This window comes from Streptomyces sp. GLSS-08 (genome assembly GCF_056387915.1).
Window position 1 is genome coordinate 276376 of sequence record NZ_JBWJAQ010000009.1, and the last position, 15848, is coordinate 292223.

General features: G+C 70.2%; 15 protein-coding genes. 7 read left to right on the forward strand and 8 right to left on the reverse strand.

From position 1 onward, the window contains the following. The first annotated feature begins 50 nt into the window (after positions 1–50). Positions 51–1151: an AI-2E family transporter gene (locus AC0ZLC_RS18770; RefSeq protein WP_476753101.1), complete on the forward strand. Its 1101-nt coding sequence runs from the start codon at positions 51–53 to the stop codon at positions 1149–1151. Here AC0ZLC_RS18770 and AC0ZLC_RS18775 read toward each other — a convergent pair. After that, positions 1067–3283: a SpoIIE family protein phosphatase gene (locus AC0ZLC_RS18775; protein WP_476753102.1), complete on the reverse strand. Its 2217-nt coding sequence runs from the start codon at positions 3281–3283 to the stop codon at positions 1067–1069. The genes AC0ZLC_RS18770 and AC0ZLC_RS18775 overlap by 85 nt on opposite strands. A gap of 152 nt (positions 3284–3435) precedes the next feature. Between AC0ZLC_RS18775 and aspS the strand changes: the two genes are divergently transcribed. Continuing rightward, complete coding sequence (gene aspS, locus AC0ZLC_RS18780; protein WP_476753103.1) at positions 3436–5199, forward strand: aspartate--tRNA ligase; 1764 nt, start codon at positions 3436–3438, stop codon at positions 5197–5199. Between the two features lie 120 nt (positions 5200–5319). Next, a complete protein-coding gene (locus AC0ZLC_RS18785) occupies positions 5320–6279 on the forward strand; it encodes an intradiol ring-cleavage dioxygenase (protein ID WP_476753104.1) in 960 nt (319 codons plus the stop codon). A gap of 76 nt (positions 6280–6355) precedes the next feature. Here AC0ZLC_RS18785 and AC0ZLC_RS18790 read toward each other — a convergent pair whose 3' ends face one another. Then, a complete protein-coding gene (locus tag AC0ZLC_RS18790) occupies positions 6356–6832 on the reverse strand; it encodes a hypothetical protein (protein ID WP_358850849.1) in 477 nt (158 codons plus the stop codon). Positions 6833–6922: 90 nt separating this feature from the next. Continuing rightward, the gene (locus AC0ZLC_RS18795) at positions 6923–7153 is read right to left on the reverse strand and encodes a hypothetical protein (protein ID WP_476753105.1); all 231 of its coding nucleotides are present in this window, start codon (positions 7151–7153) and stop codon (positions 6923–6925) included. Positions 7154–7438: 285 nt separating this feature from the next. Between AC0ZLC_RS18795 and AC0ZLC_RS18800 the strand changes: the two genes are divergently transcribed. The 4 genes from AC0ZLC_RS18800 (at position 7439) to AC0ZLC_RS18815 (ending at position 10624) form a co-directional block, all read left to right on the forward strand. Further along, positions 7439–7993, forward strand: coding sequence for a hypothetical protein (locus AC0ZLC_RS18800; protein ID WP_476753106.1), 555 nt, complete (start codon positions 7439–7441; stop codon positions 7991–7993). 78 nt (positions 7994–8071) lie between these two features. Further along, positions 8072–9190, forward strand: a complete 1119-nt coding sequence (locus AC0ZLC_RS18805; RefSeq protein ID WP_476753107.1) for a hypothetical protein — start codon at positions 8072–8074, stop codon at positions 9188–9190. A 352-nt stretch (positions 9191–9542) separates the two neighbouring features. Continuing rightward, complete coding sequence (locus tag AC0ZLC_RS18810) at positions 9543–10418, forward strand: helix-turn-helix domain-containing protein (protein ID WP_476753144.1); 876 nt, start codon at positions 9543–9545, stop codon at positions 10416–10418. After that, positions 10415–10624, forward strand: coding sequence for a DUF397 domain-containing protein (locus AC0ZLC_RS18815; RefSeq protein ID WP_476753108.1), 210 nt, complete (start codon positions 10415–10417; stop codon positions 10622–10624). Before AC0ZLC_RS18810 ends, AC0ZLC_RS18815 begins: the two co-directional genes overlap by 4 nt. A gap of 53 nt (positions 10625–10677) precedes the next feature. Here AC0ZLC_RS18815 and AC0ZLC_RS18820 read toward each other — a convergent pair whose 3' ends face one another. The 5 genes from AC0ZLC_RS18820 to AC0ZLC_RS18840 form a co-directional block, all read right to left on the reverse strand. Beyond that, positions 10678–11094, reverse strand: a complete 417-nt coding sequence (locus AC0ZLC_RS18820; RefSeq protein WP_476753109.1) for a type II toxin-antitoxin system VapC family toxin — start codon at positions 11092–11094, stop codon at positions 10678–10680. Beyond that, positions 11091–11387, reverse strand: a complete 297-nt coding sequence (locus AC0ZLC_RS18825; RefSeq protein ID WP_476753110.1) for a ribbon-helix-helix domain-containing protein — start codon at positions 11385–11387, stop codon at positions 11091–11093. The genes AC0ZLC_RS18820 and AC0ZLC_RS18825 overlap by 4 nt, the downstream gene beginning before the upstream one ends. Positions 11388–11506: 119 nt before the next feature. Next, positions 11507–11872 (reverse strand): PH domain-containing protein, encoded by a 366-nt coding sequence (locus AC0ZLC_RS18830; protein ID WP_476753111.1) that lies wholly within the window; start codon positions 11870–11872, stop codon positions 11507–11509. A gap of 81 nt (positions 11873–11953) precedes the next feature. Beyond that, the gene (metG, locus tag AC0ZLC_RS18835; RefSeq protein WP_476753112.1) at positions 11954–13681 is read right to left on the reverse strand and encodes a methionine--tRNA ligase; all 1728 of its coding nucleotides are present in this window, start codon (positions 13679–13681) and stop codon (positions 11954–11956) included. A gap of 155 nt (positions 13682–13836) precedes the next feature. Then, positions 13837–15624: a VWA domain-containing protein gene (locus AC0ZLC_RS18840; protein ID WP_476753113.1), complete on the reverse strand. Its 1788-nt coding sequence runs from the start codon at positions 15622–15624 to the stop codon at positions 13837–13839. Between the last annotated feature and the right edge of the window lie 224 nt (positions 15625–15848).

Here is a 15848-nt window from a genome sequence, read left to right on the forward strand (position 1 = left end):
GCGGGCCGCTCCGCGAGGACAGACCGTCCCCCGCGTGATCGGCTGGGGGCGTGCAGCTACTTCCCGAAGGCGTCCGGCGGCTGGCCGCCTGGTGCGTCGTGGTCCTGCTCGTCGCCGGCGTCGTCTGGGTGGGGATCCGGCTCTGCGGCGAACTGCGGACGGCGGTCGTGCCCGTGCTGCTCGCGCTGCTCGGGACGGCGCTCCTCGGGCCGCTGCACCGGCGGCTGGTGCACGTGAAGGTCAACCGGTCGCTCGCGGCCGGCCTCACCTGCGTCGCGGTGGTCGTGGTCGTCGGCGGCGCCGTCTACATCGTCGTCGCCGCCCTCGTCGACACCGGCGACCAGATCGTCGCCTCGCTCAAGCAGGCCGCGACCTCGGTCGCCGAGCACTTCGGGGCGGCGGGCACCTCCCTGGACGACGTCGCCTCGAACTCCAGGGAGCTGCTGGGCAAGTTCGGCGGGACCGCCGCCTCCGGCGTGATCAGCGGCGTCAGCGTGGTCGCCGAGAGCCTCGCCATGGCCGTCCTGGCCCTGCTGCTCGTCTTCTTCTTCCTGCGCGACTCCCACCGCGCCGCCGGCGCCGTGCGCGCCCTCTCCCCGCACGGCACGGCCGACACCGTCGAGGCAATGGCCCGCCGCGCCTTCGAGGCCGTCGAGGGTTTCATGCGCGGTACGACCCTCATCGCGCTGATCGACGCCACCTGCATCACCGTCGGCCTGCTGGTCCTCGGTGTCCCCGGCGCCGTCGGGCTGGGCGCGCTGGTCTTCGTGAGCGCCTACATCCCCTACCTCGGCGCCTTCCTCTCCGGGGCGGTGGCGGTCCTGGTCGCCCTCGCCGACCGGGGCTTCGTCATCGCGCTGTGGGCACTCGGCGTCGTCCTCACCGTCCAGGTCCTGGAGGGGCACGTCCTCCAGCCGGCCATCCAGAGCCGTACGGTGCAGATGCACCCGGCGGCCGTCCTGCTGGCGATCACCGCGGGCGCCTCGGTGGCCGGGATCCTCGGGATGCTGCTGGCCGTACCGCTGACGGCGGCCGCGTTCGGCGTCCTCTCGGAGCTGCGTACGCGCTACGCCGTGACGTCCTCGGCCCCCTCGGACGGGTCGTCGAGCCCGAACCCGGCCGGGCCGTCGGACGGGCCCGAGGACTCGTAGAGCTCGAACCAGATGCTCTTGCCCTCACCCCGGGGGTCGACGCCCCACGCGTCGGCGAGCAGCTCCATGAGCACCAGACCCCGGCCCGACGAGGCCAGCTCGCCCGGCCGGCGCTTGTGCGGCAGGTCGTCGCTGCCGTCCGTGACCTCCACCCGCAGCCGGCGCTCCCCCGGCTCGCCGGTGAGCTGGGCGACGAGCGCCGCGTCCGCGTCGGTGTGCACGAGGACGTTCGTCACCATCTCGGAGGTCATCAGCACCGCCGAGTCGACCTGGTCGTCGCACGTCCAGTCGTGCAGCAGCTCCCGCAGCTGCTGCCGGGCGCCCGCGACCCGCTCGGGCTCGGCCTGCGCGACGGTGACCATGGTGCGGCGCAGGGGCGGCGGTACGACACCGACGTTGTCGCCGCAGCCGCAACCCTCGCCCTGCCGGCACAGCAGCAGCACCGCGATGTCGTCCTCGCGACGGTCGATCAGCGGCCCGGGAGTGTGGTGGGAGGACGGCCCGTGCACGGCCTGGACCAGGGAGTCGGCGAGGACCTCCATGTCGCCGTCGTGCTCCTCCAGGATCCGGCGGATCCGCCGCCAGCCGGTCTCCAGGTCGTGGCCGCCGGTCTCGATCAGTCCGTCGGTGCACAGCAGCATGGTCTCGGCGGGCTCCAGGACCATCCGGGTGGTCGGGTAGTCCGCGTCCGGATCGACGCCGAGCGGCAGCCCGCCGGCGGTCGGCCGCGTCAGCACCGTCCCGTCGGCCATGCGGATCGCGGGGTCCGGGTGACCGGCCCGGGCGATGTCCAGCACGCCGGTCGCCGGGTCCACCTCGACGTACAGGCAGGTCGCGAAGCGGGGGTCCATGCTCTTGCCGCCGTGGGCGACCGAGCCGGTGATCCCGTACAGGAAGCGGGAGGCGCGGGAGAGCACCGCGTCCGGACGGTGCCCCTCGGACGCGTACGCGCGGAGCGCGATCCGCAGCTGGCCCATCAGGCCCGCCGCCCGCACGTCGTGCCCCTGGACGTCCCCGATGACCAGGGCGAATCTGCCGGCCCCGGACTTCGTCCTGGCGGTGCCGCCGGGCAGCGGGATCATGTCGTACCAGTCGCCGCCGACCTGGAGTCCGCCGCCGGTGGGGACGTACCGCGCGGCCACCGACATGCCGGGTATCTCGGGGCCCAGAGTCGGCAGCATCGAGCGCTGGAGGCCGTCGGTCAGCTCCCGCTCGGACTCGGCCACGCCTGCCCGCGACAGGGCCTGCGCCAGCATCCGCGCCACCGTGGCCAGCACCGAGCGCTCGTCGGGCGTGAACGAGACCGGATAGGCGAAGGCCGCCATCCAGGCCCCCATCGTGCGCCCGGCGAAGGTCAGCGGCAGGAACGCCCAGGACTGCCGGCCGAAGTGCTGGGCCAGCGGCCAGGACGCGGGGTAGCGGGCCTTGTAGTCCGCCGGCGAGGAGAGATAGACGGCACGGCCGGTGCGGACGACCTCCGCTGCCGGATAGTCCGTGTCCAGCGACATGTGGGAGAACGGTCCGTCGTCACCCGGCAGGTGCCCGTGGTGGCCGATGATGGTCAGCCGGTCCGCCTCCGCCCCGAAGACGGCCAGCCCGTCCGGTGTGAAGCCCGGCATCGACAGCCCGGCCGCGACCCGCAGGACCTCCTCCGTCGACCGCGCCTGAGCCAGCGCGCGTCCCGCGTCCAGCAGGAACGCCTCGCGCGAGCGGCGCCAGTCGCCGGTGACCGGGGTGCGGGCGGCTGCACCCGGCGGCTGCTCGCTGACCTCCTGGAGGGTGCCGACCAGCTTGTACTCGCCCGTCTCGGGGTGGACCGACGGCCTGGAGCGGCTGCGCACCGTACGGATCACGCGCCCCTGCTCGTCCATGATCCGCAGGCGGGCCTCGGCGAGGGTGCCCTCGGCGACGGCGAGCTGCACGATGCCGTCGATCTCGTTCCAGTCGACCGGGTGGAAACGGGAGCGTACGGCCGCCTCGGTGAGGGTCGCCGGCTCGGCGGGCAGACCCAGCAGCCGAGCGGCTTCGGCGTCCAGCGTCACCAGGCCTGCCTCGTTGTCCCAGCGCCAAAGGCCGGTCGCGAGGGATGCCAGGACCTCTCCCACGGTGGGCAGGGGCTCACCAGTGCGCATTCACCCACTCTAAGGAGAGGTGATCGGGGCCTGCCACCGAGAGTATTCGGGGCTGCGATCTCGGGGTGGCCGGTACCCTTGGGAGATCCGGGCTCCAGCCCGGATGTTTCACGTGAAACAGCCCCCGACCCGCGAAGACTGGATGAACGACGATGCATCGGTACAGGTCCCACACCTGCGGCGAGCTCCGCGCCTCTGACGTCGAGAGCGACGTCCGGCTGAGCGGCTGGCTGCACAATCGCCGAGACCTGGGCGGCATCCTCTTCATCGATCTGCGCGACCACTACGGCATCACGCAGCTCGTCGCCCGCCCCGGCACGGCCGCCTACGAGGCCCTCGACAAGGTCTCCAAGGAGTCGACGGTCCGTGTCGACGGCAAGGTCGTCTCCCGCGGCGCGGAGAACGTGAACCCCGACCTGCCGACCGGCGAGGTCGAGGTCGAGGTGAGCGAGGTCGAGCTGCTCGGCGCGGCCGCCCCGCTGCCCTTCACCATCAACGCCGAGGACGGTGTCAACGAGGAGCGGCGGCTGGAGTACCGCTTCCTGGACCTGCGCCGTGAGCGCATGCACCGCAACATCCTGCTGCGTACGGCCGTGATCTCCGCGATCCGTCACAAGATGACGGCCCTGGGCTTCAACGAGATGGCGACGCCGATCCTCAGCGCCACCTCCCCGGAGGGCGCCCGCGACTTCGTCGTCCCCTCCCGCCTGAACCCGGGCCGGTTCTACGCGCTCCCGCAGGCCCCGCAGCAGTTCAAGCAGCTGCTGATGATCTCCGGCTTCGACCGCTACTTCCAGATCGCGCCCTGTTTCCGCGACGAGGACGCGCGCGCGGACCGCTCGCCGGGTGAGTTCTACCAGCTCGACGTGGAGATGTCCTTCGTCGAGCAGGAGGACGTCTTCCAGCCCATCGAGAAGCTCATGACCGAGCTCTTCGAGGAGTTCGGCGGCGGCCGGCACGTCACCTCGCCGTTCCCCCGCATCCCGTTCCGCGAGGCGATGCTGAAGTACGGCTCCGACAAGCCGGACCTGCGCGCCCGGCTGGAGCTGGTCGACATCACCGACGTCTTCGAGGGCTCGGAGTTCAAGGCTTTCGCGGGCAAGCACGTGCGTGCCCTGCCGGTGCCGGACGTCGCCGGCCAGTCCCGGAAGTTCTTCGACGGCCTCGGTGACTACGCGGTCGAGCAGGGCGCGAAGGGCCTGGCGTGGGTGCGCGTGGCCGAGGACGGCTCGCTGACCGGCCCGATCGCCAAGTTCCTGACCGAGGACAACGTCGCGGAACTGACGAAGCGGCTCTCCCTCTCCGCCGGCCACGCCGTCTTCTTCGGCGCGGGCGAGTTCGGCGAGGTCTCGAAGATCATGGGCGCGGTGCGGGTCGAGGCCGCCAAGCGCGCCGGGCACTTCGAGGAGAACGTCTTCCGCTTCTGCTGGATCGTCGACTTCCCGATGTACGAGAAGGACGAGGACACCGGGAAGATCGACTTCTCGCACAACCCGTTCTCGATGCCGCAGGGCGGTCTGGAAGCCCTGCAGACCCAGGACCCGCTGGACATCCTGGGCTGGCAGTACGACATCGTCTGCAACGGCGTGGAGCTGTCGTCCGGCGCGATCCGGAACCACGAGCCCGAGATCATGCTCAAGGCCTTCGAGATCGCGGGCTACGACCGGGACACGGTCGAGGAGCAGTTCGCCGGCATGCTCCGCGCGTTCCGCTTCGGCGCCCCGCCGCACGGCGGTATCGCCCCGGGCGTCGACCGCATCGTCATGCTCCTCGCCGACGAGCCCAACATCCGCGAGACCATCGCGTTCCCGCTCAACGGCAACGCGCAGGACCTGATGATGGGCGCGCCGACGGAGCTCGACGAGACCCGGCTGCGCGAGCTGCACCTCTCCGTGCGGAAGCCGCAGCCGAAGTAGCCGCCGACGCGTGGAAGTGGCTCGGAACCGAGGTCGGTTCCGGGCCACTTTCGCGTGGACACGGGAAACCACAGTCCGCACCCATGCTGCTCACAGGTGCCGTCCCTAGCGTCCCCGCCCATGACTGAGAATCAACGACCCGCACACAAAAGGGATCTGACGCGGCGCAAGGTCGTCGTCGTGGGCGGCGCGGCCGTCGCGGCCGTGGGCGCGGGCGGGGGCCTCGCCGTGACCGCCTTCGCGGACGGGACGAGGACCGGCGGCCCGTCCGGCGGGGACAAGGCGTCGGAGGCGTGCTACACGCTCACCTCGGAGACCACCGAGGGCCCCTACTACATCGACGCGGACAAGATCCGCCAGGACATCACCGAGGACCAGGAGGGCATCCCGCTGACCCTCGGGCTCAAGGTGATCGACGCGGACACCTGCCGGCCGGTGAAGGACGCGGCCGTCGACATCTGGCACTGCACGGTGCTGGGTGTCTACTCCGGCTACGAGTCCATGGGCAGCGGGGGCGGCGGAGGTGGCGGTGCCCCGTCGGGCGCCCCGTCCGGTACGCCGACGGGCGAGCCCCCGTCCGGCGGTCCCTCCGGTGGTCCCTCCGGCGGCCCGGGCGGCGGCGGGCACACGGAGCCGACCGACGAGGAGCGGTATCTGCGGGGCACCTGGCGGACCGACAAGCACGGTCACGTCACCTTCAGGACCGTCTTCCCCGGCTGGTACCAGGGCCGCTGCGTGCACATCCATGTGAAGGTCCACGTCGACGGCGCCTGGACGGACGCCGGCTACGAGGGCGGCCACACCTGCCACACCGGCCAGCTGTTCTTCTCCGAGGAGGCGGTCCTGGCGTCGGCGGAGGTCGCCCCGTACTCCGCCAACACCGCGGCCCGCACGACCCTGACCGAGGACACCATCTACCCGGGCAACGGGACCGAGGGCGGTCTCCTGAAACTGAGGTACCGGAAGAACGGCATCGCCAAGGGGGTCACCGCGTCCCTGACGATGGGCGTCGCCCCGGACGAGACCCACGACAACACCGACACCCAGCCGGGTGCGTCCGCGTCGGCCTCGGCCGGCTGACCCGCCCGAGGGCGCCCGGTGTGCCCGGGGTGCGAGCCCTGGGGGCCCGGGTGCGAGCCCCGGGCGCGCGGGGCCTTCAGGTGTCGTAGCGGCCGTCCCAGGGGGCGCCGAAGCCGAGGCGGTCCGGATAGAGCTCGGCCCATCCCTCCCCGGCGTCCTCGCCGGTGAGCAGCCCGAACAGCACGCCGTCGACGGTCAGCCGGAAGGGGCGGATCGCGATGTCCGTGTACGCGCGCCGGGGCAGGCTCCGCAGCAGCTTGCCCCGGTGTGCCCGGGCCTGGGCGAGGACCGAGCCCTCCCCGTGCGGGGCGCGCTGCTGCTCGGCCCAGGTGCCCGCGCACCAGATCTCCGAATCGCGGTAGCGCCCCTCGGCGTCGAAGGTGTGCAGCGCCACGTAGAGGCGCTTGTGCTCCTCCCAGCCGTCGTCGGGACGGAACCCTTCGGGGAAGGCGTACGTGATCGACGCCAGGAACTGGCCGTCCGCGTACCGGCCGATGGTCTCGGTGCGGTGCTTGGGCTCGTAGGCGATCGGGATGACCTGGGGGACTGCCATGGCGAAACCATACGGGCGGGCGCGGACATGTCAGCGCCGGGGTGGGTTTCCGGCTCCCGGGGAGGAGGAGAGGTCCTCCGCCGACCGTGGCTACGCGTCTTCGAAGATCTTCTCGGCCGTCGGGGCGGTGACGGCACGCCGGTGCCAGCGACGCAGGGTCTCGGGATCGTCACAGCCGACGATGCGCTCACGCACCGCGTGGGGGACGTCGAGGCCACGTACTTCCAGGATGTCCTCGGCAGCACGCCTCGCCTCGCCTTCCGCGCGGCCCTCGGCGCGGAGTTCTTGCGACAGGTCCGACTTGTAGAAGGAGAGGTCCACAGCCACCAGTTTCCTCCGGATGTGCGCGCGGGCACACGGAAGTCGATCAAAACTATGGGCCGGAGCCCTTCTTCTGCTGGTGCAGCGCTCTGGTGGGCGCCGGCCTACGTCGGAAACGACCTGGTGAATCGGCCGCATGTGAGTTCCGGATGGCGGCGTTCCAAGCTCAGGAGCTGCTCAACAATGTCCGTGGGACCTTGCCCGTTTGTCTTGTGCATGATGGGCTCTGAGTACTTGATCACTGACCAGTTCAGGTAACTCACAACATCACATGGGGGACTCGACATGCATCTCGGCATTCGTAGATTGGCAGCGGCCGGAGCAGTCGTGCTGGGGGCGGGACTGATCATGGCGCCGTCCGCGACGGCAGACGAGACCGGTACACAGTCCTGCCCGCCGGACGTCTGGTACAAGGTGGTGTCGTCAGGCGCCTCGTACGAGGCAGTCGGCAGCACCGCCGGCAAGTACAACTCAAGCTCCACGCCGTCGATCCTGCGCTACGACCTGACGACCACCAAGTCGAAGCAGACGAGCTGGAGTGCCGAGATCGGCGGAAGCGTGAACTGGGGGATCGGGCAGGTGGAAGCCAAGACGAGCTTCGACATCACCAATTCGACCACCAGCGGCAAGACGGTGTCGAACACCATCAACGTTCCGGGCAAGAGCTACGGCTACACCACGCCGAAGATCGAGCGGCGCAAGTTCACCATAGAGAAGTGGCAGGACACCGCGGGCTGTGGTGCGCGGTTCCTTGGCAACATGGGAACGCTGGGCGGCATCACCGCCTACCCCTTCTTCTCGGAGTGCACGGCCAGGAGCGCGTGCACGCCCAAGCCGTAGGGCCACCTCGCCGGGAGCGGGCTGACCACCCGCTCCCGGCATCAGTGCCACCTCTGACGAAACTGGGGGAAGAGCCCGATGGTCCACAAGACGACACACACCATGACGCTCCGACGGCGATGTGGTGCTCTGCTGGCCCTCGGCATCCTCGCGGCCACGGCCACCGCCTGCGGACCAGGTGAGGACGAGACCGACAGCCAGTCCACACCGCACGACATCGTGGTCAACCTGGGTGGCGAGGTAGCCGTCCTGGACGATCTGAACGCATCGCTCCGAGTCGTCGGCCCCCGGCCGGCCGGAGCCGAGAACGCCGACGCCTACCGCCTTGCCAGCCCGCGCGAGCTCACCTCCGGCCAGATCATAGGCATCCGTGACGGTGGAGTCGTCGCCATCGAGCCGCGCAAGCCTGGCAAGGCGGTACTCCTCGGCCAGGCCGGCGCCTGGTTCCCCGCCGCTGACGGCAAGCAGCTCTGGGCCATCACCGAAGAGCCGACCGATACCGCTTGCAGCGGGTCCGACCTGCCGCGATCGGTCTCGAGCCGTTACGCCCTGACCAGGTACGAGACTTCCGGCCGCCCCTCGCACACCACCTTGAAGGCGGCCTGCGGCCTGCGGCCGGTCGCCGACACGTCCCGGGGCCTGCTCGCCCTGCGGACCACCGGCGACACGGGAGGAGGCGACACCGGCGTACGGGCGGTGACCGACATCGTGCTCCTCGATGCGCGGACGAACACCATCACCAAAACCGTCGCCACCAACGCCAGCATGGTGGCCGCCACCGGCAACCGCGTGATCTGGCGTGGCGACACGTGCGGCAAAGGCAACTGCACGCACGTCTACGACCTCGACAAACGTAAGAACGTCTCCGTTCCCTCCTGCAAGGGCGGCGACACCGTGGGCGTGGGAACTCTCGACCCCAGCGGCCACTGGTACGTCAGCGCTCTGCGCACCAACCGCCTGGCGATCTTCGACCTGAACGAAAACACCTGCCGAGAAATCCACGCACTTCCCGCTGTCGACTCGAGCGACCTCGATGAAACCTTCGGCATCGCCTGGGCAGGTCCCCATGTGCTGCTGCTCGACCAACGCTCCGGGGCGCTCACTTCCGTCAACGCCTCCCACAACAAGACCGATAAGCGCGCCGAACCACTCCCGGTCGTCAATCAAGCCCAGATCTGGAGCGTCTCCACCGACTGAGAGCGGCGGTGCGCCGATAGCCGTTACGGCGTCCTGGGTGGTCAGGCCCTCGCATCGGGATGCCAGTCCCGGCGAGGGCCGTTGCATGTCCGGGGTTGTGTTGCCGTGCTGCGCCGAGCGTAGGGGAGGCAACCCGCTCCGCAGCCAGCCCAGTTGGTGATGTTCACTCGGGCGAGTGAGACCGCCGACGGCACCCGAGTACGCACGAAGTGGTCGATTCGCGGGCGGAGTTGGGTGGACTTTTCCTGGTTCACGTCACTGAGCGCGGGAGCGTGCGCCTACCGTGAGCAGTCGCGGCGTCGGCACGCAGGGTGACTGTCCGGGGCTGGACGGTAATGACGGAGGGGTGCGTATGTCAGTCGACGGAGAGGTGCGGCGGCTCAGGAGCGAGGCCGATGAGCCGGGGTGGGAGGTCGACCCGGACGACGAGTGGGGCGTGGCCGTACTCGCCACGGTGGGGCGGCAGTTGAAGCTGCGGCGGGAGGCGGTGGGGATGCGGGCCGCCGAGTTCGGAGAGGCGGTCGGGTACGGGGAGGACCTTGTCTACAAGGTCGAGGGCGGGAAGCGCATCCCCCGGCAGGAGTACCTGGACAGGGCCGACGAGGTGCTGGGCGCCGGCGGGCTCATCGCGGCGGCCTGGGAGGACGTGAAGAAGGTCCGGTATCCGAAGAGGGTGCGGGAGCTGGGCAAGTTGGAGGCCCAGGCGGTAGAGATCGGGGTGTACGAGTGCAACAGCGTCCACGGGCTTCTGCAGACGCCGGAGCACGCCCGAGCCCTGATGGAAGCGGCGCAGCCGCCCTACTCTTCGGACGACGTGGAACGCATGGTCGCCGCACGGCTGGCACGGCAGTCTGTCTTCGAACGCGACCAGGCTCCGTCCATCCACTTCGTGATGGAAGAGGCACCGCTGCGCCGACAGGTCGGGGGCACAATGGTGTGGCGAAGGCAGCTCGAACGGCTGCTGGAGGTAGGGCGGTTGAACAACGTCACTCTTCAGGTCATGCCGACGAACACGGATGCTCACCCAGGTGTGGACGGCAAGATCGAGTTGCTGAAGTTTCCGGACGGTACGGCGGTGGGACGCTCCGACGGGGCGTTCAACGGGCGACCGATCGCCGATCCGAAGCAGCTTCGTATCCTTGAACTGCGGTATGGCACGATCCGGGCACAGGCCCTCCCCCCGAGGGAGTCGCTGGCCTTCATCGAGACACTGCTGGGAGAAACATGATCCGCAAGGCCTCCGACGGGGACGCCTCCGAACTGGCGTGGTTCAAGAGCAGCTACAGCAGCGGCACCGACGGCAACTCCTGTGTGGAACTCGCTCTCACTCCCGGCACCGTGCACGTCCGCGACTCGAAGAGCGTCGAGGGCCCCCGTCTGGCGCTCACGCCGGACGCCTGGGCAGACTTCGTGGCTTTCACCTCGGAACGCTGACAGCAACGGCATGTGCGTCCGGTTCGGGCAAGAACCCGACACTGCCGAGGTTTTCATGGCAGCAGCGTGAACGAGGCCACGTGCGCCGGGCGTACGGTCCCGAAGTGCTTGCGATCGACCGTGGCCACCTCGGCCGCATCGAGGCGTTCCGCGCAGGCGATCACCGAGGCGTCCACCATGCCGAGAGGGAGGTCCACGTAGCGGGCGGTCAGTTCGGCGATACGGAGCCAGTCGCCCGGATGGACGGGCTCGACCGTGAACAGGCCCTCCGCGAAGTCCTGAGCGAGCAGCAGCTCGGCGCGCGGCCCGAGCCGCCGTTCCGCGAGGTGGGCCACTTCAGCGATGACGAGCGTGGGCACCAGTAGTGGTCCGGGGTGGGATTCCAGCAGGCGGCGGCACGCCGTGTGCCAGGCGTCACGGCGGTCGAGCAGAGCGTAAAGGGGGCCCGCGTCGACGATCAGGGCGCTCACGCGCTGAGCCGGCGTCGGCTGGTGCCCTCCTCGTCAGCGAGTATGTCCCGCCCCTCGGCCAGTCCGGCCAGCAGCTCCTCCATACGTTCGGAAACGTCGCTACGGCCACTGTCGCCCGCACCTGCAGAACGGAAGGTCCGGCGCGGTGCGGCTTCGCCGTGGTCTTCCCCGCCGGGAAGATGCGCCGCGATGGCCTCCCGCGTCCACTCGGAAACCGTCATGCCGCGCCGGGCAGCCTCATGGCGCATCCTGGCGTCCAGCGTGTCGTTGATCTTGACCGTGGTCCGCTTCACGTATGCCAGCATACCGCTCCGGCCGTGTCAACGACGGCAACTCCTGCGTGGAGCTCGCCCTCACCCCGGCACCCGGCTCGGACCCGGGGAGACCTCCGTTCGCAGCGGGACGGGTCCGGCTACCTGGCGGCGAACTGCGTCAGGATCGCCTGCACCTCGTAGATGTCGACGCCCTTGGTGAAGGTCTTCTGGATCGGCGTCGGGGTGCCGGAGAGCCAGATCTTGAGTTCGGCGTCGAGATCGAAGTGGCCGGCCGTCTCGACCGCGAAGTGCGTGATGCTGCGGTACGGGACGGAGTGGTACTCCACCTTCTTGCCCGTGAGCCCCTGCTTGTCGATCAGGATCATGCGACGGTCGGTGAACAGGATGGTGTCCCGTATCAGCAGGAACGCCGCGTGCACCCGCTCGCCCTGGCCCAGCAGTCGCGCGTAGTCCTGCTGGGCCGTCGCCGAGTCGATGGTGTGCGCGTTGCCGAACAGTGCCATGGACGGGTCCCCCACTCAGTCGGTGCTTGTAAGCAGGGGGACGCCCGTGGACCTTCGGAGGTTGCGCCGGGACGGATCGGGTTACGCGGCCGGCCCGCCGCCGAAGCGCTCCTTGTACGTCTCCAGGTCCTCGTCCGTGATCTTGGCGAAGAGGACCGGCGGGACCGTGAAGGGGGTGCCGGCCGGGACGGAGGCGAGGGCGCGGGCCTCCTCGGGGGTGACCCACGTGGCCGTGTCGTCCGGCAGCGCGAACGCCGAGCGCATCGCCTTGGAGGAGGCCGGGATGAACGGCTCGGAGACCACCGCGTACAGGTGGATCAGGTTCATCGCCGTCCGCAGCGTCAGGGCCGCGCCGTCCTGGTCCGTCTTGATCTCCAGCCAGGGGGCCTTCTCCTCCAGATAGGAGTTGCCCGCCGACCACAGCGCACGCAGCGCGGCGGCGGCCTTGCGGAACTGGAGCGACTCCATCTGCTCCTCGTACTCGGCGAGCAGACGCGCGATCTCCTCGCCCAGCTTCGCCTCCGCCTCGCCGGGCTGGGCGCCCGCCGGGACCTCCTCGCCGAAGCGCTTCTTCGAGAAGGACAGGACACGGTTGACGAAGTTGCCGAGGGTGTCGGCCAGGTCCTTGTTCACCGTGGCCGTGAAGTGCTCCCACGTGAACGACGAGTCGTCCGACTCCGGGGCGTTGGCGATCAGGAAGTAACGCCAGTAGTCCGCCGGGAGGATCTCCAGGGCGTGGTCGGTGAAGACGCCTCGCTTCTGGGACGTGGAGAACTTCCCGCCGTAGTACGTCAGCCAGTTGAAGGCCTTGACGTAGTCGACCTTCTTCCACGGCTCGCGCACGCCCAGCTCGGTCGCCGGGAACATCACCGTGTGGAAGGGGACGTTGTCCTTGGCCATGAACTCCGTGTAGCGCACGTCGGCCGCGCCGTCCGGCTCGTACCACCAGGACTTCCAGTCGCGGTTCTCGCCGGGGGCGGCGTCCGCCCACTCCTTCGTCGCGCCGATGTACTCGATCGGGGCGTCGAACCAGACGTAGAAGACCTTGCCCTCGGCGGCCAGCTCCGGCCACGTGTCCGCCGGGACCGGGACACCCCAGTCCAGGTCACGGGTGATCGCGCGGTCGTGCAGGCCCTCGGTCAGCCACTTGCGGGCGATGGAGGACGCCAGCTGCGGCCAGTCCTCGGAGGCGCCGTCGATCCAGGCCTCCACCTCGTGCTGGAGCTTCGACTGGAGGAGGAAGAGGTGCTTGGTCTCCCGGACCTCCAGGTCCGTCGAACCGGAGATCGCGGAACGGGGGTTGATCAGGTCGGTCGGGTCGAGCACCCGCGTGCAGTTCTCGCACTGGTCGCCGCGCGCCTTGTCGTAACCGCAGTGCGGGCAGGTGCCCTCGACGTAGCGGTCGGGCAGGAAGCGGCCGTCCGCCGGCGAATACACCTGTCGGATCGCGCGCTCCTCGATGAACCCGTTCTCGTACAGACGGCGGGCGAAGTGCTGCGTCAGCTCCGCGTTCTGCGGGGAGGAGCTGCGGCCGAAGTGGTCGAAGGCCAGCGCGAACCCGTCGTAGACCGCCTTCTGCGCGTCGTGCGCCTGCGCGCAGAACTCGTCGACCGGCAGGCCCCGCTCCTTGGCGGCCAGCTCGGCCGGGGTGCCGTGCTCGTCCGTCGCGCAGATGTAGAGCACGTCGTGACCGCGCTGGCGCAGGTAGCGGGCGTACACGTCCGCCGGGAGCATGGACCCCACCATGTTGCCCAGGTGCTTGATCCCGTTGATGTACGGAAGGGCGCTGGTGATGAGGTGTCGAGCCATCGCGGGCTGCTCCCAAGTCGCTACGTGCGGTGACGGATGTCGATTCCGGCTGCACCGCCGGGCCGTCGTACGAACCTTGAAATCGTAGCCGACACGGGTGGGCCGCCCGCCTCCCGTTTTACGGGGTGGGAAGCGGGCGGCCGGGAGCCGTGACGTTACGGGCGCCAGTTCGCCAGGACGCCCTCGTAGACCTCGGCGTCCGTCAGCTCGCGCGGGGACGGGCCCGCGTGGAACAAGGCGGCGTTGTCCGCTTTCAGCTTGCGGAGGTAGTCGAAGCCCTTGGCCTCGTGCCCGCCGAAGGCGACGAACGAGAAGAAGAGGGGGAGCCTCGCCGCGTCCGCGAGGGCCTGGGCGGCGAGGCCCTTGGCGTCGGGGGCGCCGTCCGTCTGGAAGACGACCAGGGCCGGGTCCTTCGTGCCCGACTTCTCGTAGTGCGCCACGATCTCCTCGATCGCCGCGTGGTAGCTGGTGCGGCCCATGCGACCGAGGTTCGCGTGCAGCTCGTCGATCCTGCCCTCGAACTCGGGGAGGGTCAGCTCGCCGGTGCCGTCCAGCTCCGTGGAGAAGAAGACGACGTTGACCGTGGCGCTCTTGTCGAGGTGGGCGGCGAGGGCCAGGACCTGTTCGCCCAGGGCCTGGGCGGAGCCGTCCTTGTAGTACGGGCGCATGGAGCCGGAGCGGTCCAGGACGAGGTAGATCTTTGCCCTGGTGCCGGTGAGGTCCCGCTTCTTGAGTGCGGTGCCGGCTTCCTTGTACGGGGGTACCAGGCTGGGGGCCACGGTCTTCACGCGGGTGAGGGGGACGGCGGGCCTGCCCTGGGGGGCCGGCCTGGCGGAGGGCTCCGCCTCCGGCTCGGGGGTCTGCTCCGCCTTCGGCTCTGCCTCCGCCTTCGGCTCTGCCTCCGCCTTCGGCTCTGCCTCCGCCTTCGGCTCTGCCTCCGCCTTCGGCTCTGCCTCCGCCTTCGGCTCTGCCTCCGCCTTCGGCTCTGCCTCCGCCTTCGGCTCCGCCTCCGGCTCGGGCTTCGTAGTCGCCTCCGGCTCGGACTGCGGCTCCGCCTTCAGCGTCGGCTTGGCCTGTGCCTTCGGCGTCGGTTCGGGGGTGGCCTTGGCCTCGGCTTCGCCTTCGGCCTTGTTGTTCCCGCCCGCACCACCCGTGCGGGTTTCGTCGCCGGGTGCGGGGGTCTCCTGTGGGGCCTTCTCGCCGTCGGCGGCTGCCGGCTCGTACGCCTTGGCGGCGGCCTTCGGCTTCGGGGTGGCCTTCGGCTCGGGCTGGGGCTCGGGCTCCGGCTCCGGCTCCGGAGCGACCTCCGCCTCCGGTTCCGCCTTCGCCTTCGGCTCCGGCTCCGGGGCGGGCTCCGCCTTGGTCTCCGGTTCGGGCTCCGCCTTGGCTTCCGCCGTCGGTTCCGGAGCGGCCTCGTCCGCCTTGGCTTTCGCCGTCGGTTCCGGCGTGGCCTCCGGTTCCGGGGCCGGCGTGCTCTCCGCCTTGGCCACCGGCTCCGGGTCCGCAGGCGGCCCCGGGGCCGCAGTCGGTTCCGCCTTGCCCTCCGGTTCCGGAGCGGCCTCCGGTTCCGGAGAGGCCTCCGGCTTCGGGGCCGTCGTCGGTTGCGGCTCCGGGGTCTGCTCCGCCTGGGGCTCCGTGCGGCGGGGCCTGGGGACCGTGACGTTGTCGAACGCGGCCGAGACCAGGTCGTCCACCACGGACGGGTCGGGCTCGGTCGACGGTGCGGGCACCTCGGCGGGGGACGTGGCCGCCTTCGGTGTCCCGGAGGCGACCGGCTCGCTCGCCGGAGTCGGAGCCGGAGCCGGAGCCGAAACCGGGGCGTCCGGCTCGGGCGCCGGGGCCGGAACCGTGGCCGCCGTTGCCTCCCGCGAAGGCTCCGCGTCGGCGTCACGACCCTTGCGTGAGCGGTCGAACGCATTCCGCAGGAGAGTGAGAATGCCCATGTGCGCAACCCTTCGCGTGAGTTGGTGCCCGTAAATCCCTGGCCAGGACGGACACGTAAGGTTAACGGCCGCAGCGGGTGATCTCGGCCGGGGTCCGGACGCTGGGACACGGGGCGGTGCCTCCCCGCCCGGGCCGCTCCCGGCACCCCGCGGGCGCCGCCGCCAACACCCCCGTGGATAGCAGCGGTTCACCCCGGATTCATCTCGCGTCCCCGTCTCCGCAC